We start from the raw sequence: 22,821 nt of genomic DNA on the forward strand, positions 1-22,821 counted from the left end.
CGGTTTATGTTTATATCAGTATTAAAAAAAACTGTGGTTAATCTTCCAATTAAATTTACAATAATTAGCCTTCAATTTCCTTTGTTTCATCTTCCTCAATCTTAGCCCTTCTGGCTGTTTGTTTATCTTCAGGATACTTCTTTCTTACAAGAAGATAGTATACCACGGGAACAACTAGTAACGTAAGGAAAGTCGAGCCAATAGTTCCTCCCATCAGGGAAATTGCCAATCCCTGGAAAATTGGATCGAAAAGAATCACAAAGGCACCAATTACCACCGTTCCCGCAGTTAACAAAATTGGTGTGGTCCTCACTGCTCCGGCTTCAATGATGGCCTGTTTAAGAGGAATTCCATCTTCTAACCTAAGATTAACAAAGTCTATGAGTAAGACGGAATTCCGCACCATGATTCCCGCAAGTGCAATCATCCCAATAAAGGAAGTTGCGGTAAAGAAAGCACCCATAATCCAGTGCCCCAACACGATTCCCACCATGGAGAGCGGTATAGCCACCATCATTACAATTGGGGTTTTAAAGTCCTGGAACCAGCCAACTATCAGCATATAAATGATGATGATAACTCCGAGGAATGCAATTCCCAGGTCCCGGAAAACTTCCAGGGTGATTTGCCATTCTCCATCCCATTTCACCGTATAATCGTCTTCCTTTTCAGGTTGCTCTAAATACAATTCATTCATAGTATAACCAGCCGGCAATGGAATCTCTTTTAATTTTTCTTCCATACCCAAAATAGCATAAACAGGACTCTCCAGGGTTCCCGCCATATCCCCAAGCACATAAACTACACGCTTCTGGTTCTTGCGGTAAATACTTTTATCCAGGATACTTTCCTGAATATTTACCAAATCTCCAACCGACACCATATTTCCCTGGGCAGAAACTATCTCCAATTGTGCTATTGCCTCTGGACTTGCTTTTTCCTGTTCAGCCAGGGCAAGTTGAATTCCTACTCTTTCAGTAGCATCTTCATCGTATAAATACGTTACCGCTTTATCACCTAAGGCCGATCTTAATGTGTAAACAATCTGCTGAGGAGCCACTCCGTAGCGCATAGCTTTCTCCCGGTCAATTTCATAAACAAATTCGGTTTGATCGGCTTCTACCATCCAGTCTACGTCTACAACATCGGTGGTATTGTTCAATATATTCTTAACCTCATTGGCTACCCCGATCTGCTTTTCGTAGTCGGGGCCATAGATTTCAGCAACAATGGTTGAAAGTACCGGAGGTCCCGGCGGAACCTCAACGATCTTTACGTTGGCTCCATATTTTGAAGCAATCTTCTGAATATCTGGTCGCACTAATTTCGCGATATCATGACTTTGGGCACTACGCTCACCTCTATCAGTGATATTCACTTGAATATCGGCGGTATTGGAAGCTCCCCGCATATCATAATGACGCACCAGTCCGTTAAAGGTTATTGGAGCCGAAGTTCCTACATAAGATTGATAATTCACTACTTCAGGACGGCCCGAAAGATATTGACCTATTTCTTTGGTTACAACAGCGGTTCGCTCTAAGGTAGTTCCCTCAGGCATATCTATTACCACCTGAAACTCGTTCTTATTATCGAAGGGTAACATTTTCACCAATACAGTCTCCGTAAAAAACATCGCTACAGACCCCACAAGCAAAACTGCAGTAATACCAAGGGCAGACCAACGTTTCGCAGGACTATCCAAGAGAGGTTGTTCCAGCCTTTTGTAAATCTTATAAATACTGGAATCCTCCAGTCTTTTGCCTTCAGTATGAGCTTCACCTTTTTTATCTCCCTTTTCCCTGAGAAATAAATACCCCAGATATGGTGTAATAGTTAAAGCCACAAAAAGGGAAAGTATCATAGCGATAGAAGCCCCAATAGGCATCGGGCTCATATAAGGCCCCATCAATCCGCTTACAAAGGCCATCGGCAAGACCGAAGCGATCACCGTAAAAGTAGCCAGTATTGTAGGGTTACCTACTTCGTTTATGGCATAGAGCGCTGCCTGTTTAAAAGGAAGCCTTCGCATCTTGAAATGCCGGTGCATATTTTCAGCAATAATAATCGAGTCATCAACCACAATCCCGGTTACAAAAACCAAAGCAAAAAGAGTAATACGATTCAAGGTATAATCCAATAGGTAATAACTAAGCAAGGTAAGCGCGAAAGTTACCGGCACCGAAAGGAATACCACCAAACCACCACGCCAGCCCATTGCTAGCATCACAACTATGGTTACAGCGATTATTGCTCCAATAAGGTGCAATAACAACTCTGATACTTTATGCGAGGCTGTCTCACCGTAATTACGGGTTACCTCAATGTGTACATCTGAAGGAATAATAGTGGTCTTAAGATGTTCCACTTTTTCCAATACCAGATCGGCAATCTTCATAGCATCAGCGCCTTTTCTTTTCGCCACTGAAATGGTTACCGCGGGATATTCTGAAGGATAATCTGAGGCTATTGCAGTATCGGCTTGTCCAAATCCAAAATTAACGTATTCCGTAGGCAATTCGGGACCATCCATTACCTGGGCCACCTGCTTTAAATACACAGGCTGATTTTGATTGATTCCTACAATTAAATTCTCAACATCATCGGTAGTTTTAAGAAAGCTTCCTGTATTTACAAGGAATTCAGCATCATTCCGGTTAAAACTCCCTGAACTCATCTGGGTATTATTGGCTTTTATCTTCTCGCTGATACCTAACAGATCAACTCCTGCCGAAGCCATTTTATTTTTATCCATCACCACGCGAATCTCCCTGTTCCTTCCCCCCATTCTATGAGTTGCGGCAACATCTGTAACTTTGCTTATCTCGTGGTTTACTTCATTGGCAATTTGCCTCAGCTGGTAGTCATCGTAGTTTTCACTCCAAAGCGTTAACCCCAGCATGGGCACATCATCTATAGACCTCGTTTTCACCATGGGTGGCGTAACCCCTTCCGGCATCTGGTCCATATGTTTCATGATCTCATTGTAGAGTTTCACATAAGACCTTTCTATATCTTCTCCTACATAAAATTGTACAATCACCATCCCTTGTTCCTGCATAGAGGTAGAATACACATATTCTACTCCTTTTATGTTCGAAACGATTTTCTCTAAAGGTTTTATCACCCTCGATTCCATCTCGGTAGGGCTTGCCCCGGGATAGCCCACAAAAATATCGGCCATTGGCACGTCTATTTGGGGTTCTTCTTCCCTTGGTATTAAAAACGAACTGTAAACCCCTATCACCATAAATACGATCATTAATAGGATGGTGAGTTTAGAGTCTAGAAAACCTCTGGATATTTTTCCTGCTAAACCTTCTTTCATTTTTATATTTTTTCAGCCTCCCCAATAAAGAGAAAGACTATTCTTTATAATATCAGATTAATTACTTCAGGTTAAATTACATTTTCACCTTTACGCCATTGTACAATTTACCTTCAGCAGAAATTATATAGGGCTCGTCTGCAGAAAGGCCTGAAAGCACTTCAACCTGATCGCCATAAGTCCGGCCTAATCGCAGCCATCGGAGCATTGCGGTGTTTTGTTGGCTAACCGTATAAACCCCATGAAGGTCTCCCTGAGTTATTAGAGCTTCCTTAGAAATAGTAACCGGGCCCTGAGTGTCCTCCTCGGCTTCAATAGGAAACTGAAGCGTAGCATACATTCCTGATCTTACCGGAAGGTCGGTCTTTTCCAAAGCCACCTTTACCGGAAATTGACCACCCGTATTACTGGAAGAACTACTCACCTCCACCACTTTTCCTTTTAGAGGCTGGTTAAAAGACCTGATAAGAACATCAACTTCTTCCCCTTGTTTTATTTCTCCAATAGAAGATTCCGGCACACTTGCACGAATTTCAAAATCTCCGGGAGCTTCAATAGCGACCAAAGGCATTCCGGGATTGGCCATATCTCCATTTTCAACGAATTTGTTCGTTACAACTCCGCTGAAAGGGGCTCTAATATTTGCATAAGCAAACTGAGCATCGATTTCATTCTTCATCGCTTTAGCCGATTCCAAACGGGCTTTAGCCATTTCATAATTAGCTGTGATATCGTCTACCTCTTTCTGGGAAGCACTGTTTTCGGCAAATAAAGCCTGATATCTTTCATAATCCTTTTTAGCATTTTGTAAAGCTACAGTAGCCTCGTTTATGCCGGCATTTACCTGGGCCCTCTTTGCCTGAAGATCGGCATTGTTTATCGACACCAAAACCTGACCTTTTCTAACCTTATCTCCGGTGTTTACGTGTACCTTATTGATGTAGCCCATCATTCGGGTACTTAGTGTAGCATTATTCTCTGCTTCTACAGTACCGCTAACACTAAGTTTGCCTCCTGAAGCCGAAACAGGGTTGCTTGTAGTTACCTGTATGGCATCAACTTCTCTTAAAGTTTCTTTCTCATTATCGCCACAGCTAATAAATAATGTTGCTGCCAGACCTAAAGTGAGTAAAATTCTTGTTTTCATTTTTAGTGTGATTTCTTCTCCCAAAAGGAGATTATATTTAATTAGTGATTACTCTGATTTTGTTAAAAATTCCAGGTAGGATTTCGCGAAATTATATTCGAAAATCGTCTGGAAATATTCCAGTTGTTTTTGCTGAAATTGGGTTTCCGATTGCAGGAGGTCTGTCGTTTTTTCAAGTCCCTGCTCAAACCTGTTGGTTCTTATACGAAAAGCTTCTTCTGATTGCTCTACGGCAAGTTCACTGCGTTTCATCTTATCATATAGATCTTCTACATTGCGCTTGGCCCGGTTGATCTCCATCTGACTTTTCGCCTTATATTGATCCAACTCTAATTTAGACTGTTCTAATTCAGCTTTGCTCTTCTGAGCTTTCCCAAAGCGTTTGCTTCCCTGGAAAAGATCCCAGCTCAGTTCGGCGCCTACCATATATCCACTGGCCGCACCCTGGAAAACATCCTCGTCATAAAGCTCATAGCTTCCAAAAGCATTAAGCCGGGGTAGAAATGCCATTTTATCGGCTTTATTCATTTTTTCATAGGCAGCTGTTGCCAATTCCATAGCACGAACATCGGCACGATCATTAGAAAGCTTCAGACTCTCAGCAGAATAAAGACTTTCAGCCTGTAACTTATCTGTTGGCATCCAGATTTTTCCACTTCCTTCGTTCATTAGAAATGAAAGATAATCTGAAGCATTTTGCACATTACTTCTGGCCATTTGCAACTGGTTGTTCACCTCGCTTACCCGAACCTCTACTGCAAGTACATCGGCACGCTGTAAATAACCTTGTTTAAAGCTGTTATCGGCCAGTCTTTTATTCTCTAATGCAGCTTCCTGAGCTTTTTCCAAAACTCCAACTGCTTCATGAGCCAGTTGTAGCTCCATATAAGCCTTTTCTACTTCCAGCAACACATAATCCCGGGTACGGTCACCCTGCAGTTCGGTGGCCTGCATTTTGGATTTGGCAGCCTGGCGTTGTAAAAAGCCATCTACATTAATAAGGGGTTGTTGCACCTCAATTTTTGTAGCATAATTGTTAACCCGTTCCGGGTCATTGAGCAAGATTGGGTTAAAATCATTTTGGGTAAGTATCTCCTGATTGAGCTTAGAGCCAAATGCCATCAAAGGGTTGTTTGTAGTTAACCCGGTATGCGACGCTTTAATATTTGGCAAAAACACCGCATTGGTTTGTCGATAATCCGCCCTTGCCTGGAAAAACTCCTGTTCAGATATTTTTAAACTTCGGTTATTCTCAAGCACTTTGGCCAAAGCTTCCTCCTTAGAAAGAGACGTTGTCTCCTGAGCAAAGAGAAAACTTCCCGTAAGAACTGTTAATATAAAAAGGAATGTATATTGTTTCATGGGTTACTTAATTTGTTGGCAAAAATAAGCCGCAGTATAGGCCAGGCCTGTAACCCTTGTTACCGTCGTGAAAAGGCCGAATTTCGAAAAAATTTGCTATAAGCCCCTAAAAAAGAAATTTAATTCATAAAGCAAGACTCTTTGAAATCAAGCCTTCCAAAGGCTTTTTTAATTAAAATTGATAAAATTTCTTTGACTTTTCTGAAGAAATAGAAGAACCTTACAAGCCCCGGAAGTAACAATTGTTACAGGGACATTTATGCAACTTGTTCTCAAATCCAGAATTCATCCTGATATAATCCGCAGGAGATTTCCTCATCGTGATGTTCTTTCAGTTTCTGAAAATCTTCTTCAGAAGCTATCTTTTGAACTTCATTAAATAGAATGCGCTCCTCAAATCTTATGTGTGCTTCCAGGTCTCTCCTTACCGTTTTAAGGTTATCGGCAAGACCTTCTTTAACCTGAAATAAATATTTTAGATGCTCGTGCTCTTCCAAAGCTTGTTCTACTAACTCATGATTTTCACCAAGCACAGGAAAAACATATTTTTCTTCAATTTCAAAATGAAGTTTCAGATGATTTTCCCAGAACCACGCCAGATAATTCATCATCCGTTCCGGCTCAATATCCTTTTCAAAACCTTTTCCTATCTTCCAGCAAAGCAAAAGCCCCTGGTGGTGTTCCCGGCTTAAAGGTTGGATCGCTTTATGTCTTTTAATAGGTTTGTTTTTAGGTGCTTCAGCCATATGCAGTTTTTTTTTAGTTGCACCTCTAAGATAAGAATTATCCTTTTGACTAAAGTAATACTCGGAATAATTCAGATCAGCAGCAAACCGCCAACATAAACAAGAATGCCCACCAGCATAAGTATTAAGGTATAGGGCAAAATATCCCTGGCTTTCAGGTTAGTGATTGCAAGTAGTGGTAAAGCCCAGAAGGGCTGGAGCATATTGGTTATTTGGTCGCCGTAGGCAAGGGCCATCACCGCTTTATTTAGCGGCACTCCCAGTTTTAAGGCACTCTCCAGAACCACCGGACCTTGCACAGCCCACTGCCCACCACCACTGGGGACGAAGATATTTACCAGGCCTGCACTAAAAAAGCTGTACACCGGCAAACTAAGTTCGGTTGCGAAGCTCACGAAAAAGCTCGCGATGTCGGCCACCAAGCCGGTTTCACGCATTACCCCCATAATTCCAAAATATAATGGAAATTGTATCAAAATAGCCGCCGCTCCACCTATAGCTTTTTCCAGTGCTTTCAGAAAAGAAACAAAGGAATCGTGCATAAGAATACACAAACCAAGCATCAGGAAGTTGAGCATATTGGGCGTTAAGTTTCCGGCAAAAAGCGCTTCAGAATAACTGGCAAAGAATGCGCTTAACAACAACACACCAAAAATTAGTTTAAGCCATTTGGAATGATCCAGTTTTTCGGCTCCCTCAACTACGGGCTTCAGACTTACTTTCTCACGGGATTGAAGTTTCACAGAAGAGGTGCCTGCTTTTCGGGAAACCAAATAGAGCACCAGGGGAATAAGTATGAGCAAAAGCCCAAAAATGATTAGGTTCCAGCTTGCAAAGATAGTTGTATCAGTGGGGATATTATCGGGTAATTGTGCAAGTAAAGCGGGATCACCTCCGGGAAATAAACTTGCCAGGTGCCCGGTTTCGGCAGCCTTTAAAGGTGCACTTCCGCTAATACCGCCGTGCCAAACCATTAAACCTACGTAACCGGCCGCGCCTACGAGTGGATAATTGATCTTAAAACCTCGTTCCTGTGAGGCTTCGGCAACTTTTCTGGCCATAATCGCTCCAAAGATAAGCCCAAGGCCCCAGTTAAAAAAGGCCACCAGCATGGTGGAGACCGAAACAATGATAACCGCACTGGCATTATTGGTAACTGTTTTAGTAAGCTGACTCGTTAGCCAGGCCACAGGTTTGCTAAGCACTAAAACGTGACCCAGCACCAGGATAAGCATCATCTGCACCATAAAGACCAGCAAAGCCGGATCCCACATTCCGGATTGCCAGAATTCCAGAATCTGCACGGCCGAATCCCCATTGTGATCACCTGTAAATAAAAAAGCTATCCCTAAAGTGAGCAAGCTTAATAATACTGCCAGGGTAAATGGTGCCGGAATAAGTTTTTTAAATGTTTTTTCTACGAAATAGGAGACAGACATTAAAATTGCTTGGTTTACCCGCTAAGATAATTATTTTGAAGATTTAAGTTCGGTCTGAATTATTCCCGAAGAAAATCAAAGGCACCTTCTCTGAGATTTATACCATACTCAAGGTAAGCTTTCAAACAGGCAAGGAAATTTGCCCAGCCCTCGGTGCTATTCTGTAACCACTGAATTCCTTTTTCATCATTCTTCCTACTCTTTTCAGTGATACGAACTAGAGTTGAATTATTCCCGGCTGGACGCAGTTCAATTTCGGTGAGCAGTTCTTCATCGTCTATATCCCAATGAAAGGAAATAAACCTATCCTTTTCTATTTTCTCTATGCTAACAGGAGCTTCCTCTTCAAACTCCGGAAACTTCCAAACCAACACCTTTCCTTCTTCCATCGGCCCTGTACTATCAGAAATAAAATAATTTTTCATCTTTTCCGGGTTTACGATGGCTTCAAAAACCTCGGCAACAGATTTCTGTATCTGTAAGGCTGCTTTCACCTGAAGTGATTTTTGCATTGTTTAGGTTTTTTAATGGAAGCTTAAATTAGTGAATATTTAAACAGTAGAGCATCTTTCTTTAAACCTAAACCAAAAGAAATTACGATTCCCGATTTCTAAAAATCGGTATACCGACTGGCATCAACAAGTTTATACTTTGGATTATGCTTCAAAAAAATATCGAAATAAGCAGTATGAGTGCCGCCAAGGATAATTAATACGCGATCTTCCTTTTCCAAAGGAATAGCAGAAAAATTGGCATACATACTCAGGTTCCTGTTGTAAAAATCTGAAATGATCTCGGCGCCCTCGTTATTCCCGGGCGTTTGCATTGTAGCCAGGAAATTATAAAAATTAAAGGTTTCTGATTTGAATTCATCAGAATTATAGTAGGCGATTTGCTTTAAAAGCGGCTGCCCAGTGATCCATTCCACGGTCTCAATACTTTCTTCCAAAAACTCCCTGGAAGCATCCTGCTTTTTTGCCATTTCTATAAGCTTTGGATAGTTAAAACCAATACGCGCATCTATTCCGTAGACCTTTTTCACATTAGTCAGTCTTCCCACTTCGAAAGCGATAAGATTAATCTCTTCGGAATAATTCACCCGATTAGACTGGTCTTCTAGATAGGCCTGATAAGTTTGGTTGGTCGCTTCGTTTTCCTCGGGAACGATCTCTACACATATCACGGTGGGGTTAAACTCCACCAACCGGTTCACGATCCTGCTTATGTCCTTTTTCACTTCCGGATTATTGATATCTACATAAGAAGAATACGCATCTGAAGTATTCGTTAAATGGGAAGTGGCATAATTTAAAACTTTAACTTTCTCTTCATTTTGTGCATTCACAATAAATCCAGTTAATAAAATAAGTAGCAGTAAAAACTGCCTGGGATTGGTCATATTATAGAATAAAAAATCCCGCCGAAGGTAGGGCTTTGGGCGGGTCCTTTGATTAACACTCTATAAATCTATAAAATTTTTAAGAGAAATTATAGAAATGTAACTTAAAGCTTAAAAACTTATGCGTAAAATAAAAACCCTCACCGGTTAAGGTGAGGGCTTAGGCCAAGATATTATTTCAGTTAAAACTTACAACTTTTTAAGCTGCTTTGCTTCATCTTTACTCGCCTCCATAATGCTGATGGCATAACCTCCTCCCGGCACTGATACCTGCGAAAGTTTAGATTTATGGGTTACGCGTACTTTCCTGATCTCATAAGATTGAGGATTGTTTTTGTAATGCGCATTTTTACCATCTGAATATATTGTGGCTATATAATCTTTGTCTTTGTCGAGGAAATCAAATGAAATCTGGGAGATGCGTTCTTCGTTTCCGTTTACGTTTCCAACAAACCAATTATTCGTTCCTTTTTCTTTTCGGGCTATAGTTAGATAATAACCGGGCTCGGCTTCCAGATAGATGCTCTCATCCCAGTCTATCGCCACATCTTTGATAAACTGAAAAGCATCTGGAAATTGCTCGTAGTGCTCAGGCAGGTCGGCAGCCATTTGAAGCGGTGAATACATAGTCACATACAACGCCAACTGATTGGCAATAGTGCTATTCACATGAGAATCATTATCCGGATTCAGTTTACTTATGTCCATTTCAAAGATTCCAGGAGTGTAATCCATTGGTCCTCCAATTAGACGGGTAAATGGCAGAACAGTGACATGGTTTGGTTTAGACCCACCAAATGACTGATATTCGGTTCCCCGGGCAGATTCGTTCGCGATAAGGTTAGGATAGGTTCTTGCTACCCCCGTGGGGCGTACTGCTTCGTGAGCGTTTACCATTATTTCATATTCGGCGGCTTTTTCCAGGGCATATTGATAATGATTCACCAGCCACTGAGAATAATGGTTTTCACCTCTGGGCAGAATATCTCCTACATAACCACTTTTAACCGCATTGTAACCATACTTTTTCATGAAAGTATAAGCAGTATCCAGATGACGTTCATAATTTCTAACCGAAGATGAGGTCTCATGGTGCATAATCATTTCTACGCCCTTGCTTTTAGCGTAATCCTGAATCATTTCTACATCAAAATCAGGATAAGGAGTAACGAAGTCAAAAACGTAATCTTTTGAATACCCAAACCAGTCTTCCCAGCCTATGTTCCAACCTTCTACTAAAACACCGTCAAAACCATGTTCCGCAGCGAAATCAATATACTTTTTCACATTTTCATTATTGGCGGCATGACGTCCGTTGGGTTCTGCAGCTTCAAAGTCGGTTACTCCAAGTTTTACCGCGGTAAATTCATCGGTATAATTCCATGAACTTTTCCCGGTGATCATTTCCCACCAAACCCCAACATATTTCATAGGTTTAATCCAGGAAGGGTCTTCAATGGCAAGCGGCTCGTTAAGGTTATAAGTGATTCTTGATCTCAAAATATCTTTTGCATCATCACTCACCATCACTGTACGCCAAGGGGATTGTGTTGGTGAAACAAGGTAACCTTTGTCTCCATTAACATCGGGAGTTAACCAGGATTCAAAAATCATATTCTCATCGTCCAAATTAAGATGCATCGCGGCATAATCTATAAGGGCAGCCTCATGAAGATTGATGTATAAGCCATCGTCAGACTTCATCATCAGCGAGGTTTGCACTCCGGTATCAGAAAACGAAGTTTGAGAAAGATTTCCGGTAATGGCATCTTCCATAAGTCCGCTTATCTCAGAAAGTTTGGATTCTATATAATCGTATTCCTGGGTATCATAATCTCCCGGAATCCAGAAAGCGGTATGGTCTCCCGCCATAGCAAATTGAGTTCTCTCTTCTTTGATCACGAAATGTCCCAACTCGTTTTGCTGTGGAAACTCATATCGAAACCCAAGTCCCGTATCAAACAAACGAAACCGCAACACCATATTTCTGTTGGTCTCTTTTTGTTTAAGGTTTACTTCGAGCTCATTATAATGGTTTCTTATTTCATTTTCTTCTCCCCAAACCGGCTCCCAGGTCTCATCGAAATGAGAGGTGGCGGTATCCTCAATGCTGAAACCAGATAAAAGGGAATGCTCGTCATTTTTTAATTCGAAACCTAATTTGCTGGTTTCTATAACTTCCTGCCCTTTATAGTTAAGAGTGTAAACGGGGGTACCGTCTTCCTGCAGACTAAACTTCATTTCCAGGTTTCCGTCAGGGGATTTAATCTCCTGCCCGAGCGTAATTCCAACCGCGGAAAGCAAGAAGCAGGAAAGTAATATTAATTTCTTCATAGTTTCAATTCTTTTATCAGTTTTTACCGGATAATTTCGGCTAAAGTAAGCTCTTATTTTTCTCAAAGATATGACCCATATCAGCAAAATAAGGCATTAGACACAGTTTTTAACTTTGCACTTATTAAAATACAAACTGAAATATTAAAATTTTAGCTTTCGTTTGCCCTATTCTCAAATTCATTTTCTAATATCTCCTTATTCCTTAATTTTCTCATATTTTTGTAGGCATCCTAAACAAAACAATTATGATTCCTGTAGAGGTATTGGAGGATTTTGGAGCCAAACGGGTTGAATACCCCAAGGGGGAAATCATTTTTTCTGAAGGCGAAAACGCTAATAATTACTATCAGGTGATTTCGGGAGAAGTAAAGATGAATAATTTCAATTATGACGGAAAAGAATTTGTCCAGGGTATGTTCTTTAGCGGCCAGAGTTTTGGAGAACCGCCCCTGCTAGCCAATGTAAAATACCCTGCGAATGCTGAAGCGATAACCGATGCTGTTCTACTGAAACTTCATAAACTAAAATTTCTGGATCTGCTTTCCTCACATCCCGAAATACACCTGGGCGTGACTAAAACCCTGGCCAGTCGACTCTATTACAAGGCTATAATCGCTTCTGAACTTTCTACCCAGGAACCCGAACACCGCATTTTACGCCTTCTGGATTACCTGAAGAAACACGTACACAAATTGCAGGAGCCTTTTTCATATAAAGTAGATCTCACCCGCCAACAAATAGCCGATCTAACCGGGCTACGGGTAGAAACGGTAATTAGGGCAACTAAATCTTTAGAAAAAAAAGGGGAATTACAGATAAAGTCAAGAAAGGTATATCGCTAAGATTTCGCCCTTAAGTTGTTTAGAAACACCCAGCCTATTCCGATTGGGAAAAGGCAACTGCCAGCAAAAAGATATACTGAAAGATGTTCTGGCATAGTCCAGCGTTGCCACATAGCTACCCCACGAAAGATCAAAATTATTTCGGTAAAAAGAAAGCCGGCAAAAAATATCCAAAAACCAGTTTTCGACAGCTTCATTAATTTAAAATGATTCAGTAAAGCGAGAAGAACCGGACTTATTAACCCTAAAAATACCCAGTGTAGATATGCAATCACGAAATCGGGGGTTTTATAGGCCAGATCGGCAAAATATGGCAAGGCAGACAACAACTGCGCAAGGAGTTTTACAACCAACAACCAACCAGAAATAATGAGAAGTAGCCTAGGAAAAGGCTTGATAACACTTCCCAGGCGGGCATGTTTCAGAATGTTATAAAATTTCAGAAACGCGAAAAGTTGCAACACCGCCCCTATTCCGGCCAGATTGTAAAATATAGTATTAGGTTGCGTCCATAATACCGAGAGAAAAAATGTGAGCGCGATTGCTATATTAATGAAGATAAAAAAGCTTTTGAAATCTGTACGGGAGATTTTCAGCTTATTATTTTCAGCAATAAAAAAAAGGATTCCACATAAAGCGAGGACAAACCAGGCATTATACTGGAAATGCAAATAGAAATAAATAGCCAGCTTATACCAGATAGAGGTGCTTCCCAGGGTACTCATAATTCCACCAAGAGCCCAGGGACCTACACTGGAAGCAATCATATAAATAAGCGATGCGTGTATGCATTTATAAGAGAAACGTGATTTAAACTCTTCAGGAGTCTTCTTAAAAACCATCCAGGCAAAAAAGTAGCTGGCGACTAGAAAAAGGGTAGAAAAAACTATGGAAAACAAGGCATATCCCTGGAAAGGGAAACTTAGTAGCATCCCCAATATAGTGAACTGGGTAAACCAGAAGATTCTTCGGTAGACCCTTTCAATCCCGGCATCCTCAAGGAAAAGAATGTAAATAAGACTGGTGAGCCCTACATAAACCCAACCCAGCAAGGCTACGTGAGAATGTGTATGCACCAAAAATTTATAGGTAGCAGGTACATCGGCGAAGGAAAATAATCTCAAAACCACCCCCAGTAGGGCAACGAGGAAGAAATATCCTAAAGCAAGGCTGATATGCTTTCTTATGGCGATCATGTTGATTCGCAAGATAGGAAAATTAGCATCGCGAAGCTGAATCTCTCCACATAAGCAGGGACAAGTATTTCAGGGTTTATGAAGTATGATAATTAACCTGGTTCAGTTTCGGTTTGGGAACGATTAAGTAAGACTTTAAATATAAATAAAGCTGCGGGTAGGTGATGCGAAAAAGGCAAACAAAAAGGCTGCTCCAGGGCAGCAGGTTAATTGATCGTTACTATTGGGGCAGTAAAGTTTTATCAATTTCTTATACCTGCGAGCCACGAAACAGCCGGCTTGCAATCACTAAACTAATCTTAAATAGGTTTCCATTTCTTCCTGAAACACACGAAGCATAATGGGTAGTTCCTCAAAAATTGGCTGCTTCAAAGCGAAATGTTCCACTTTGAAACAGCCGGCTTGCAATCACTAAACTAAATCATCACTTTCTTCTCCAAGGCTATAGCTTTGGGGAAAAGTATATTATTTTCAAGATGGATATGTAAATACAAATCCTTTTCAAATTCGTCTAATTTTGAATAAAAAGCCTTATAATTATTACAGGCTCCTTTAGGCGGAGTGAAACCATCACTCAACTCTGCTATCTTCCTTATAAGGTTTCCAGCACTTTCATGTTCCTCCTCCATCATCTTTACCGGACTACTGGCATTACCAAAAGGCGGACGCTCCAATTTTGTTCCTTCTTTTTCTGCTTTTACCATCTTGTTGATAAAAGGGAAAAGAATTAATTCTTCCTTCTTTAGATGGATTTTTATTTCTTCCGCCAGTTGGCGAAACAACTTCTCAATCTCCTTAAGTTCGGGATGTTCACCTGCGTGCGAACGCACTAGCCGTTTGCAATAATTCAGCATCATCGGAATGCTCTCTTCTATGTATTGATGGTGAACATTGACAATATGATCAGACAGGAAGTCCAGTTCCCAACTATTGTATTTATATTCCCTGCTACCTATGTTATAAGAATTAAGCAAATCTCTTTCTATATCTTTTAAGCTCACTTTTCTCCTCTTACAAGCCGTTTCAAGTTTCTCTCCTCCTCCGCAGCAGAAATCAATTCCATATTTCTTAAAGACATGAGCATTTTTTATGTTGTCAGTAACCAACTCGGCTACTGTCTTATCTTTTATGGTATTCATATTCCTTCTCTAAATCACGGTGTAAAGATCATACCTTAACAAGGGAAAATATATGAGCGCAGTCATAAAAAGAAAATTTTCTAAAAATCTTTTTTTGCAGCAAGCCTTTTTATTCTCCATACCGGGAATACTACCCAGAGAATAAGAACTACAATGGAGGTAAATGCCCCCAGGCCGGTACCGAAAAACTGCTTGAAGACTGCACCGGTATAACCCAGCAAAGCCGAGATATCCAGTTTAAGCAGGATAAGTATTCTGGAAAGATCAATGGGATTAAGCATACTTGCTACCAGGGAGAACTTATCCAGGGGATAATCCTGAAAGTACACCAGCGATAGCAAAAAGAGGCCGTCGTAAACCACTGCCAAAAAGAGCCATACCAGAATTGCCAGGCCAAAACCTTTTATCTTGTTTTCATGAGACAATGCAATATTAAAGGCTATGGCGGTAAAAATAAAAGTGAGAAAAACACCGGAGATCAAGAGAGAAGCAAAATCCCAAATCGCTCCAGACTGGAATAAACCGTAGATTATAAATGGCAAACCCAAACCAAAGATAAGGCTGGCAGACAAAGAAATAGCTACGCCCAGATATTGACCTAAAAATATAGAGCTTCTTCTTACCGGTTGTGCCAGAAGGAGTTCTGTGAATTCCCGGGAATTATAAAAATACATGACTCCAAAGATAGTCCCTATAAGAGGTACTAAAATAATAATCACATTCATTAGCGTAATTACCGCATTGGAGAGGTCATTGTTCAAAAACAACAGCACCACCCCTAAAAGCAGGTAAAAAAAGAAATATACATAGCTCCAACGGCTACGGGATAGATCGTAAAAACTATATTTTAATATTTTAAGCATGGTTCTCGGTTAAGATATTGGCAATAGCGTGTTCAAAATCTTTTTCTCCTGTAGAGGTTTTGAGTTCTTCCACGGTTCCATTAAAATATATTTTGCCTTCAAGCAAAAACACGATCCTGTCGGATATTTCTTCAACAAAACTCATAATATGTGAGGTAATCAGGATGGTTTTCCCTTTTGCCTTTTCTTGCTGAATAAGCTTCCGCAGGCGGATAAGCGAAACGGGATCCAGACCTGATGTGGGTTCATCCAGAATAATTAAGGGGCTATCAAACATAAAACACAAGACCAGGTTCACTTTCTGCTTGCTCCCTCCCGAAAGATTACTAAGTTTTTTATCCAGAAAAGGCTCCAGTTTAAAAAGATCAATAAGTTCGTGGTCCCGAGCTTCTTTTTGGCGCAGGTCCTTAATCATATCTATAAGCTCCAGGACCCTTAGGTTGCCGGGGAAATTGGCGATCTGTGGTAAGTAATCTATATCTTTACGGTAATTCCAGTGTTTTTTTACCCTTTGGCCATTAACTTCAATTTCACCTTTTTGGGGTACTACCATCCCGAGGATACTTTTGATAAGTGTGGTTTTCCCTGAGCCGTTTGGACCTAATACCGCTATAATACCGCTTTCAGGAGTTTGAAGGTCAAGCCCATTGAGGACAACCAGTGAACCAAATTTTTTATGCAGATTTGTAATACTTACCATTGGATTTTTTTCATTTGGGGTTGTTCATCAATTAGATCGGCGGGTGTAAAAATAGGAGAAACTTTCTCCGAAAAATCCAGCATATCTATAAACATACTTCTTAACAGCACGATTGCTTCCGGAGTTCTATTCACCAGATAAGAGAAAAGAGTTACCGGCCTGAAAGGCACATCCCCTATCCCATCTTTATCCAGGTCGTAACCAGAATAACCGCTCCAATAATTATTCGTGAACCTGTTATCGTTGAGCCTCCCGGTGTAAGCTACATCAAAAGAGTTATAAAGAAAGTTATTCTGCTCAAAAACATTGTCGTAAACGGCACCACGAATCCTAATCGCATATCCGTTGTTCTTAAAATCGTTTTCGATATAATTTATGCGGTTAGTATTATCGGCACTTATGGCAATGGTGTTGTCTTCAAATATATTATTTCTTAATTCTGAATCGTTTATTTCCTTCAAAAGAAGTCCGTAAGAGGCACTACCCCAATTCTTTCTGAACTGGTTATCCTGCATATCAATAAATTTAGAGTACATCACGGCTACTCCGGCTCCATTGTTCTCAAAAATATTTCCTTTATACAGATCGTGGTCTGAAAACATAAAATGCAGGCCGTACCTTAGGTTGTCTTTGCACAAATTATTCAGGATTTCAGACTCATTCACAAATTCCATATAAATACCATCCCGCATCCCTATAACCTCATTGTTTTTAATAAGGATATCTTCTGATTTCCAAAGATGAATGCCATTTCCTGAAGTTGCCTGATCTTTAGCATCACTTGTAATTTTATTGCCAGAAATAACCCCTTCTGAAGATCTTTCTAACAGGATACCAAAAAACACCTGGTCCAACCTATTATTCTTCACCTCAAAATTTTTGGAGTTTGAAACCAGGATACCAGCAAAATCGTTCGTATGGCTTCTCCCTACATTAATAATCTTTAAACCTTCTATAGAAAAATTTTCTGCCCTTATACTTATTGCGGTGCCTATCATTTCGGCATCTATCACGGGGAAACCTTCCCCTATAATTGTTAAAGATTTATCGATAATGGTGATATCATGTTCTTTATAGGTACCGTTTTTAATCCTGATACTATCCCCGCTTTCGGCCATATCCACAGCTGCCTGAATTGTCTTCACATCACAGCTTTTGCAGACCTCGATCTCCTGAGCCTGAAAGCTTTTTGTTGCAAAACTGAAAAATAAAAAAAGAATAAATAATCTACCCATGTTACTGGTAAGTTCTGTTTAATGAATCGGTCTGGAGAAAATGGGTCTTTAATTCGTCCCAACTAAATGTTCCTTCAGTTCCATCATTAACCACAGGACTTTCTTTTTTAAAAGCAGCTAAATTGCCTCCCATAGGAGATTTAATACTATCGTTTATAACAAATCTGGCCTTATTTACATTTATCATAGTTCCGGGTTGCTCAAAATTGGCAACCAAATTTACGGCCATATCATAATTATGCTGAAGCTGGTCGTTAACCATGCATTCTATGGCATCATATTTATATTGCTTCCCTTTTTGACTCACTGCCTGTGCAGAATAAGCCTGACTCACAATCGTCATTTCACAGAAGTCACAGTTATCATTACCGTAGTCTATAGGCTGGGGTTCATTGCTGCATGCAGTGATTAGCCCCAACACAAAGAGGAGAATTATCTTTTTCATAGCTTTTATTTTTCTTTAGCTCTTACCTTTTGAGGCTTTTTTTCCAACCCACCAGGCGACTAAAGTAATTAACATTCCTACAAACATCAAATAGGCACCTGCCTTAGGATAGGAATGTGCTGTAAAATTCAGAATTTTCTGAGATCCGAATAAGGGTGGCTTGTAGCTTAAGGGGTTGCCTTCAGAATCGGTTAATTTCATAATCGCTTTAGGATCAAGATCAGTTCCGTAGTCTGTTAGCCAGTTATTGAAATCCACCATACCTAAGATGCCCAGAAGGGTCATTAGTATGAGCCAGCCCAGAAACCAATTTGGACTAATAACCTTAAAAAAACCAAGAAATCCCAGAAGAATTCCAAGAGCTGCCATTCCACCTATTACCAGGGGGAAAACATTGAACTCCCACATTTCTTCAGGCTTTGGTACTTTTTTCATCCCTATGTAGTGGTTAATACCATCTATATTCTGGATATCAAATTCTTCTTCGCCTTCAATTCCACTAATATAAATATTCATCCCTAAAGGATCCGGATACTGTGGCGCTTCCAGTTGTATATTCCAGAGTGGATAGATAAAAAGGCCAAGCAGTAAAGCCGAACCTATTATCATTAAAATTCCTGATTTTTTCATTGTTATAGGGATTTTTAAAAGAAGGCGGGTAAATTTTCCATCCACCCGCCTTTCTCAATCTAAAAACAACCAGTTTTCAACTAAATAAACTAATTAATCTCTTCATCGTCCAACGACCATTTCAATGGCACATTAGAATTCTGGCCAGATACTCTTACGTATCCTTGCATTTCCTGGTGAAGAGCTGAACAGAAGTCGGTACAGTAAAATGGCCATACCCCTTCTTTTTTGGGTTCCCAGGTAATCGTTTTTGTTTGCCCGGGCATAATCAAGAGTTCAGAAGTATTTGCGCCAATCATAGCGAAGCCGTGTGGCACATCAAAATCCTGCTCAAGGTTAGTGACGTGGAAAAATACTTTATCTCCTACTTTAATACCTTCAAGGTTATCTGGAGAGAAGTGGCTCCTCACTGTAGTCATATACACGTGAACTTCATTCCCATCACGAACCATTTTTGTCTCAGACTCGCTGGTAGCAGCAAATTCATGCTCATTTTCATCCAATCTGTAGATTTTCTGAGACTTTGATTTAATCTTTTCTGCCGGAATACCTGCAGCGTAGTGAGGCTCTCCGTGAGTTGGGAAATCTAATAATAGTTCCATCTTGTCTCCGGAAATATCATATAACTGTGCAGAGTGTTCCAACTCAGGTCCCGTTGGTAAGTAACGATCTTTGGTAATTTTGTTCATAGAGATCATATACTTCCCGTAAGGCTCTCTTGAGTTCCCTCCAGGAATCATGAGGTGACCAACAGAATAGTAACTTGGCTGTCTATCCAGTACTTCCCAGGTTCCTAACTTCCATTTAACAACTTCGGAAGAGATAAAGAAAGTAGTATAGGCGTTTCCTTTACCATCAAATTCGGTATGTAGTGGGCCTAAACCTCCTTCTTTTACAGTTCCTGCAAGAGTAGATTCAAAGTTAAGGATTGGAATACCGTAAGCATCACCCTCATAATCCTCATTTTCAATTGCAGTGATCATTTTAGAAAAAGAGTGAACAGTAAGATCGGTAGAAAGTTTACCGTTACCCACAATGTACTCTCCTGAAGGATCTACATCACAACCGTGAGGGGATTTTGGAGTTGGCATAAAGTATACCGCTCCTTCTACTTCTCTAGGATCTACAGTAAGAACTTTATTCTCCATAGTAGTTGTAGCAGCTTGGGTACTGTGATCAAAAACGTTATGTGCATATTCTGCATCGATTTCTTCTCCTCCTCCATTTTGCACATATTCCTGGATCTTTTTCCAGTTTACAGCGGCAATAAAATCTTTATCATTCTGAGAAGCGTTAACTTCCTGCATGGTATGAGCTTCTTCGGTGTTATAGGTAGTAAAGAAGAACCACCCATGAGAATCTCCACGTCCAGGGTGAGAAAGATCGTAATTAAATCCAGGCATTTTCAACTGGAAATCGATACTCATTCTTCCATCATCGTCAATAGCGATAAAGGTAAGAGGACCTTTAAAGTTTCCCTTCATTTGATCGATAGCCATATCCTCTTGTGGATAAGGTACAGAGAAACGGGTTCCCGCTACAACATATTCGGTGTTTTCTGTAATGAAAGAAGAAGAGTGATTCCCTGCACTGTGAGGGATCTCGATGATCTCTTCGGTTTCAAAGGTTTCAAGGCTAATACGTGCTATCCTTGGAGTGTTATTTTCGTTGATGAATATCCAACGTCCGTCAAGTTCTCCGTTTGTTTGAGAAATATCGGGGTGGTGGGAATCTCCCCATGGAACGAAGCCAAAAGAGGTATTTAACATCGGAACAGTTTCCTCAGAATATCCATAACCATTGGTCGGAAATTGAGAAAAAACAGGGATCTCTTTTAGCATTCTACCTGAAGGCAAGCCGTAAACGGTTAGGTTCCCACTATATCCTCCTGAAAGGAATGCATAATATTCATCATGCTCTCCCGGTGCCACGTAAACACGGTCTGCCGCGTTAGAGGTAAGAGCTCCGGATTTCTCATCAGAAGATCCACCATTGCCACATGATTGGATAATAAGCCCCAGGACACCCAGGACCGCGATTCTAAAAATATTTTTCATTAGATTGGGTTTTAATTTATTGTTTGAAATTGGATTGATTATTCTTTTGGTAAAATGACGTCTTCAACTACATGGACCCATCCATTACTTACTTTTACGGTCGCTATAATTTTAGCTCCCCCCACAATAATGTCTTCTCCGTCACTACTAACTTCTACATTTTCTCCTGACGCCATATAAAGGGTGCGTCCTTTTTCGATATTTTTTTCAAGCATATCGATAGGATAATTGCTGGGCGCCACATGATTTTTAAGGATATAAGCCAGTTTAGCCTTATTTTCAGGTTTTAAAAGATCTTCAACGGTGCCATCAGGAAGTTTATCAAAAGCTGCATTGGTTGGAGCAAAAACCGTAAGCGGTCCCACATTTACCAGGGAATTTTCTACCCCAGCAGCTTTAACTGCAGTCACCAAAGTGGTATGATCTTCAGAATCCATAGCTAAGCGTAAGGCGTTTGGATTTTCACTGTCATCGTCGATAAAGGCCTGACCTTTATTTGAGCCAGCATCATTGCTTTCTTTATTAACTACGGCAGGAGCCTCGCTCTCATCATTGGTGTTATCCTTACATCCTATAAGCACTGAAGAACTTATCAGCAGGAAAGTCATCATTAAAAAGGGAATTGATTTCATCATTTGTTGGTTTGGTTAGGTTTATTCAATCAAAAAGCTAATTCGTTGCGAATTTATAAGGCTTATACTTATAAAAATATGAGAATCATCAGTTTTGCTCATCATATTGTCTAAAGTATTCAAGTATTGCCCGGGCTTCATCTTCAGCGAGTCCTTGATTAGCCATCACTGCCATATTTGATTCAATAAGCAATTTTTTTGCAATTGGATCTTCCTTGATCATTTGTTCAGGATTAAGAATCATGTTCATAATCCACTCAGGAGAACGTCTTTCGGATACTCCGGCCAATTGAGGACCAACAAATTTCTTATCCATCTTATGGCAGGCAGAGCACATATTTTTAAAGATATCTCCTCCGTTGGAAGCCATATCGGCATCAATACCATCTCCCAACTCAACATTTTTTATAGGCCCAATTCCTTTATTGGATAGATCGTCTCCGCTATCGGCCTCAGATTCCTGGGAGGTGCTAGACTTTTCTTCGGGAGCAGGGGCTTCCTTGTAGTCGTCTAAACGAATTTCATCTTTTTCTTTTTTCTCTGAATTACCACAAGAAAACATTAGCAACATTGCTGCAAAAATTCCAGTTGTTTTTAGCAAACTTTTCATAATTATTAGATATTTAATTAATTGTAAAATTACCGGGTATTAGCCTTATTTTTTATGACTTAAGTCATATACTTATGAAGGTACAATTTTTTTAAAAAATGCTTTTATTCTCTTTAACAGAGAACTAAAAGGCTAAAATGCAAGAGGTTGCCAATTTTATTGGAGCTCTCTCCATATTTATTCTAATGGTAGGAATACAAATTGAGCTGTTTTAAAGGAATTTAGAAGGGTCTTCAATAATCCCGGAACGATATTTAAAGGCCTATGCAATCAGTTAGTAGCTTAGCTACCTATTTCAACCCAAAATTTCGTTCGCTCTGGCCACCAGGCTTGCAAGTTTATTCTTGTCAGGATTATTTAATAGCCATTTTAACCATTTCACTTTACCCCATAAAAAAACCCTTAACCAAATACATGATGAAGGGTCTTAAAAGAAAGCCCACCCGAACGTAGCCTTCGGTGCGGGCGGGGTAGTGACCTATTGAATGACCACCTTCGCATACCCGTGCCTGCAAGCAGTATAAAAAGCTATGGGTATTAATCCCGCTTTCCAGCGGGATCTCAATTAATTTCAAAAAAAAGACCCTTACAAATTAATGTAAGGGTCTTAAAAGAAAGGCGGTGACATACTCTCCCACAAATAGCAGTACCATCTGCGCTAACGGGCTTAACTTCTCTGTTCGGAATGGGAAGAGGTGAGCCCCGTTGCCATAA

19 protein-coding genes and 1 rRNA gene are annotated in these 22,821 nt (G+C 40.3%); 1 reads left to right on the top strand and 19 read right to left on the bottom strand.

Features of this window, described 5'->3' with window-relative positions; translation table 11 throughout:
* Positions 1-64: 64 nt before the first annotated feature.
* The 8 genes from VIM94_RS11080 to VIM94_RS11115 form a co-directional block, all read right to left on the bottom strand.
* Positions 65-3,328, bottom strand: coding sequence for an efflux RND transporter permease subunit (locus VIM94_RS11080; RefSeq protein ID WP_332039363.1), 3,264 nt, complete (start codon positions 3,326-3,328; stop codon positions 65-67).
* 76 nt (positions 3,329-3,404) lie between these two features.
* Entirely contained in the window at positions 3,405-4,475 is a 1,071-nt protein-coding gene (locus VIM94_RS11085) for an efflux RND transporter periplasmic adaptor subunit (RefSeq protein WP_332039364.1), read from the bottom strand.
* Positions 4,476-4,523: 48 nt separating this feature from the next.
* Positions 4,524-5,837 carry a TolC family protein gene (locus tag VIM94_RS11090; protein WP_332039365.1) on the bottom strand — a complete coding sequence of 438 codons (1,314 nt, stop codon included), beginning with the start codon at positions 5,835-5,837 and terminating at the stop codon, positions 4,524-4,526.
* Positions 5,838-6,109: 272 nt separating this feature from the next.
* Positions 6,110-6,583: a hemerythrin domain-containing protein gene (locus tag VIM94_RS11095; protein WP_332039366.1), complete on the bottom strand. Its 474-nt coding sequence runs from the start codon at positions 6,581-6,583 to the stop codon at positions 6,110-6,112.
* Between the two features lie 71 nt (positions 6,584-6,654).
* A complete protein-coding gene (locus VIM94_RS11100) occupies positions 6,655-8,022 on the bottom strand; it encodes a TIGR00366 family protein (protein WP_332039367.1) in 1,368 nt (455 codons plus the stop codon).
* 59 nt (positions 8,023-8,081) lie between these two features.
* Entirely contained in the window at positions 8,082-8,534 is a 453-nt protein-coding gene (locus tag VIM94_RS11105) for an SRPBCC domain-containing protein (protein WP_332039368.1), read from the bottom strand.
* Between the two features lie 98 nt (positions 8,535-8,632).
* Entirely contained in the window at positions 8,633-9,367 is a 735-nt protein-coding gene (locus VIM94_RS11110) for a DUF5694 domain-containing protein (protein ID WP_332039369.1), read from the bottom strand.
* A gap of 243 nt (positions 9,368-9,610) precedes the next feature.
* The gene (locus VIM94_RS11115; RefSeq protein WP_332039370.1) at positions 9,611-11,755 is read right to left on the bottom strand and encodes a glycoside hydrolase family 97 protein; all 2,145 of its coding nucleotides are present in this window, start codon (positions 11,753-11,755) and stop codon (positions 9,611-9,613) included.
* 248 nt (positions 11,756-12,003) lie between these two features.
* Between VIM94_RS11115 and VIM94_RS11120 the strand changes: the two genes are divergently transcribed.
* Positions 12,004-12,600 carry a Crp/Fnr family transcriptional regulator gene (locus tag VIM94_RS11120; protein ID WP_332039371.1) on the top strand — a complete coding sequence of 199 codons (597 nt, stop codon included), beginning with the start codon at positions 12,004-12,006 and terminating at the stop codon, positions 12,598-12,600.
* Here VIM94_RS11120 and VIM94_RS11125 read toward each other — a convergent pair.
* The 11 genes from VIM94_RS11125 to rrf all read right to left on the bottom strand — a co-directional run.
* Positions 12,597-13,808 carry a hypothetical protein gene (locus VIM94_RS11125; RefSeq protein WP_332039372.1) on the bottom strand — a complete coding sequence of 404 codons (1,212 nt, stop codon included), beginning with the start codon at positions 13,806-13,808 and terminating at the stop codon, positions 12,597-12,599. The two genes, VIM94_RS11120 and VIM94_RS11125, sit on opposite strands and share 4 nt — an antisense overlap.
* A gap of 404 nt (positions 13,809-14,212) precedes the next feature.
* Positions 14,213-14,935: an iron-sulfur cluster repair di-iron protein gene (ric, locus tag VIM94_RS11130; RefSeq protein ID WP_332039373.1), complete on the bottom strand. Its 723-nt coding sequence runs from the start codon at positions 14,933-14,935 to the stop codon at positions 14,213-14,215.
* An 80-nt stretch (positions 14,936-15,015) separates the two neighbouring features.
* Complete coding sequence (locus VIM94_RS11135) at positions 15,016-15,798, bottom strand: ABC transporter permease (RefSeq protein ID WP_332039374.1); 783 nt, start codon at positions 15,796-15,798, stop codon at positions 15,016-15,018.
* On the bottom strand, positions 15,791-16,498 hold the full coding sequence (locus VIM94_RS11140) for an ABC transporter ATP-binding protein (RefSeq protein WP_332039375.1): 708 nt from the start codon (positions 16,496-16,498) through the stop codon (positions 15,791-15,793). Before VIM94_RS11140 ends, VIM94_RS11135 begins: the two co-directional genes overlap by 8 nt.
* On the bottom strand, positions 16,492-17,733 hold the full coding sequence (locus VIM94_RS11145; RefSeq protein ID WP_332039376.1) for a nitrous oxide reductase family maturation protein NosD: 1,242 nt from the start codon (positions 17,731-17,733) through the stop codon (positions 16,492-16,494). The genes VIM94_RS11140 and VIM94_RS11145 overlap by 7 nt, the downstream gene beginning before the upstream one ends.
* A gap of 1 nt (position 17,734) precedes the next feature.
* Complete coding sequence (locus tag VIM94_RS11150) at positions 17,735-18,178, bottom strand: nitrous oxide reductase accessory protein NosL (RefSeq protein ID WP_332039377.1); 444 nt, start codon at positions 18,176-18,178, stop codon at positions 17,735-17,737.
* A gap of 15 nt (positions 18,179-18,193) precedes the next feature.
* Positions 18,194-18,808: a hypothetical protein gene (locus tag VIM94_RS11155; RefSeq protein WP_332039378.1), complete on the bottom strand. Its 615-nt coding sequence runs from the start codon at positions 18,806-18,808 to the stop codon at positions 18,194-18,196.
* An 89-nt stretch (positions 18,809-18,897) separates the two neighbouring features.
* Positions 18,898-20,865, bottom strand: a complete 1,968-nt coding sequence (gene nosZ, locus VIM94_RS11160; RefSeq protein WP_332039379.1) for a Sec-dependent nitrous-oxide reductase — start codon at positions 20,863-20,865, stop codon at positions 18,898-18,900.
* A 38-nt stretch (positions 20,866-20,903) separates the two neighbouring features.
* On the bottom strand, positions 20,904-21,497 hold the full coding sequence (locus VIM94_RS11165) for a fasciclin domain-containing protein (RefSeq protein ID WP_332039381.1): 594 nt from the start codon (positions 21,495-21,497) through the stop codon (positions 20,904-20,906).
* Positions 21,498-21,585: 88 nt separating this feature from the next.
* On the bottom strand, positions 21,586-22,107 hold the full coding sequence (locus VIM94_RS11170; protein ID WP_332039380.1) for a cytochrome c: 522 nt from the start codon (positions 22,105-22,107) through the stop codon (positions 21,586-21,588).
* A 613-nt stretch (positions 22,108-22,720) separates the two neighbouring features.
* Positions 22,721-22,821, bottom strand: a 5S ribosomal RNA gene (gene rrf / locus VIM94_RS11175); the annotation flags it as partial.

This window comes from Salegentibacter sp. (assembly GCF_036568425.1).
Lineage (GTDB): Bacteria > Bacteroidota > Bacteroidia > Flavobacteriales > Flavobacteriaceae > Salegentibacter.

Excerpts from the sequence above, each read along its gene's own strand:
- VIM94_RS11150 (WP_332039377.1), bottom strand. The coding sequence starts at position 18,178 with ATGAAAAAGATAATTCTCCTCTTTGTGTTGGGGCTAATCACTGCATGC.
- VIM94_RS11115 (WP_332039370.1), bottom strand. The coding sequence starts at position 11,755 with ATGAAGAAATTAATATTACTTTCCTGCTTCTTGCTTTCCGCGGTTGGA.
- ric (WP_332039373.1), bottom strand. The coding sequence starts at position 14,935 with ATGAATACCATAAAAGATAAGACAGTAGCCGAGTTGGTTACTGACAAC.
- VIM94_RS11165 (WP_332039381.1), bottom strand. The coding sequence starts at position 21,497 with ATGAAATCAATTCCCTTTTTAATGATGACTTTCCTGCTGATAAGTTCT.
- VIM94_RS11105 (WP_332039368.1), bottom strand. The coding sequence starts at position 8,534 with ATGCAAAAATCACTTCAGGTGAAAGCAGCCTTACAGATACAGAAATCT.
- VIM94_RS11155 (WP_332039378.1), bottom strand. The coding sequence starts at position 18,808 with ATGAAAAAATCAGGAATTTTAATGATAATAGGTTCGGCTTTACTGCTT.
- VIM94_RS11120 (WP_332039371.1), top strand. The coding sequence starts at position 12,004 with ATGATTCCTGTAGAGGTATTGGAGGATTTTGGAGCCAAACGGGTTGAA.
- VIM94_RS11085 (WP_332039364.1), bottom strand. The coding sequence starts at position 4,475 with ATGAAAACAAGAATTTTACTCACTTTAGGTCTGGCAGCAACATTATTT.
- nosZ (WP_332039379.1), bottom strand. The coding sequence starts at position 20,865 with ATGAAAAATATTTTTAGAATCGCGGTCCTGGGTGTCCTGGGGCTTATT.
- VIM94_RS11100 (WP_332039367.1), bottom strand. The coding sequence starts at position 8,022 with ATGTCTGTCTCCTATTTCGTAGAAAAAACATTTAAAAAACTTATTCCG.
- VIM94_RS11170 (WP_332039380.1), bottom strand. The coding sequence starts at position 22,107 with ATGAAAAGTTTGCTAAAAACAACTGGAATTTTTGCAGCAATGTTGCTA.
- VIM94_RS11090 (WP_332039365.1), bottom strand. The coding sequence starts at position 5,837 with ATGAAACAATATACATTCCTTTTTATATTAACAGTTCTTACGGGAAGT.
- VIM94_RS11095 (WP_332039366.1), bottom strand. The coding sequence starts at position 6,583 with ATGGCTGAAGCACCTAAAAACAAACCTATTAAAAGACATAAAGCGATC.
- VIM94_RS11080 (WP_332039363.1), bottom strand. The coding sequence starts at position 3,328 with ATGAAAGAAGGTTTAGCAGGAAAAATATCCAGAGGTTTTCTAGACTCT.
- VIM94_RS11145 (WP_332039376.1), bottom strand. The coding sequence starts at position 17,733 with ATGGGTAGATTATTTATTCTTTTTTTATTTTTCAGTTTTGCAACAAAA.
- VIM94_RS11135 (WP_332039374.1), bottom strand. The coding sequence starts at position 15,798 with ATGCTTAAAATATTAAAATATAGTTTTTACGATCTATCCCGTAGCCGT.
- VIM94_RS11140 (WP_332039375.1), bottom strand. The coding sequence starts at position 16,498 with ATGGTAAGTATTACAAATCTGCATAAAAAATTTGGTTCACTGGTTGTC.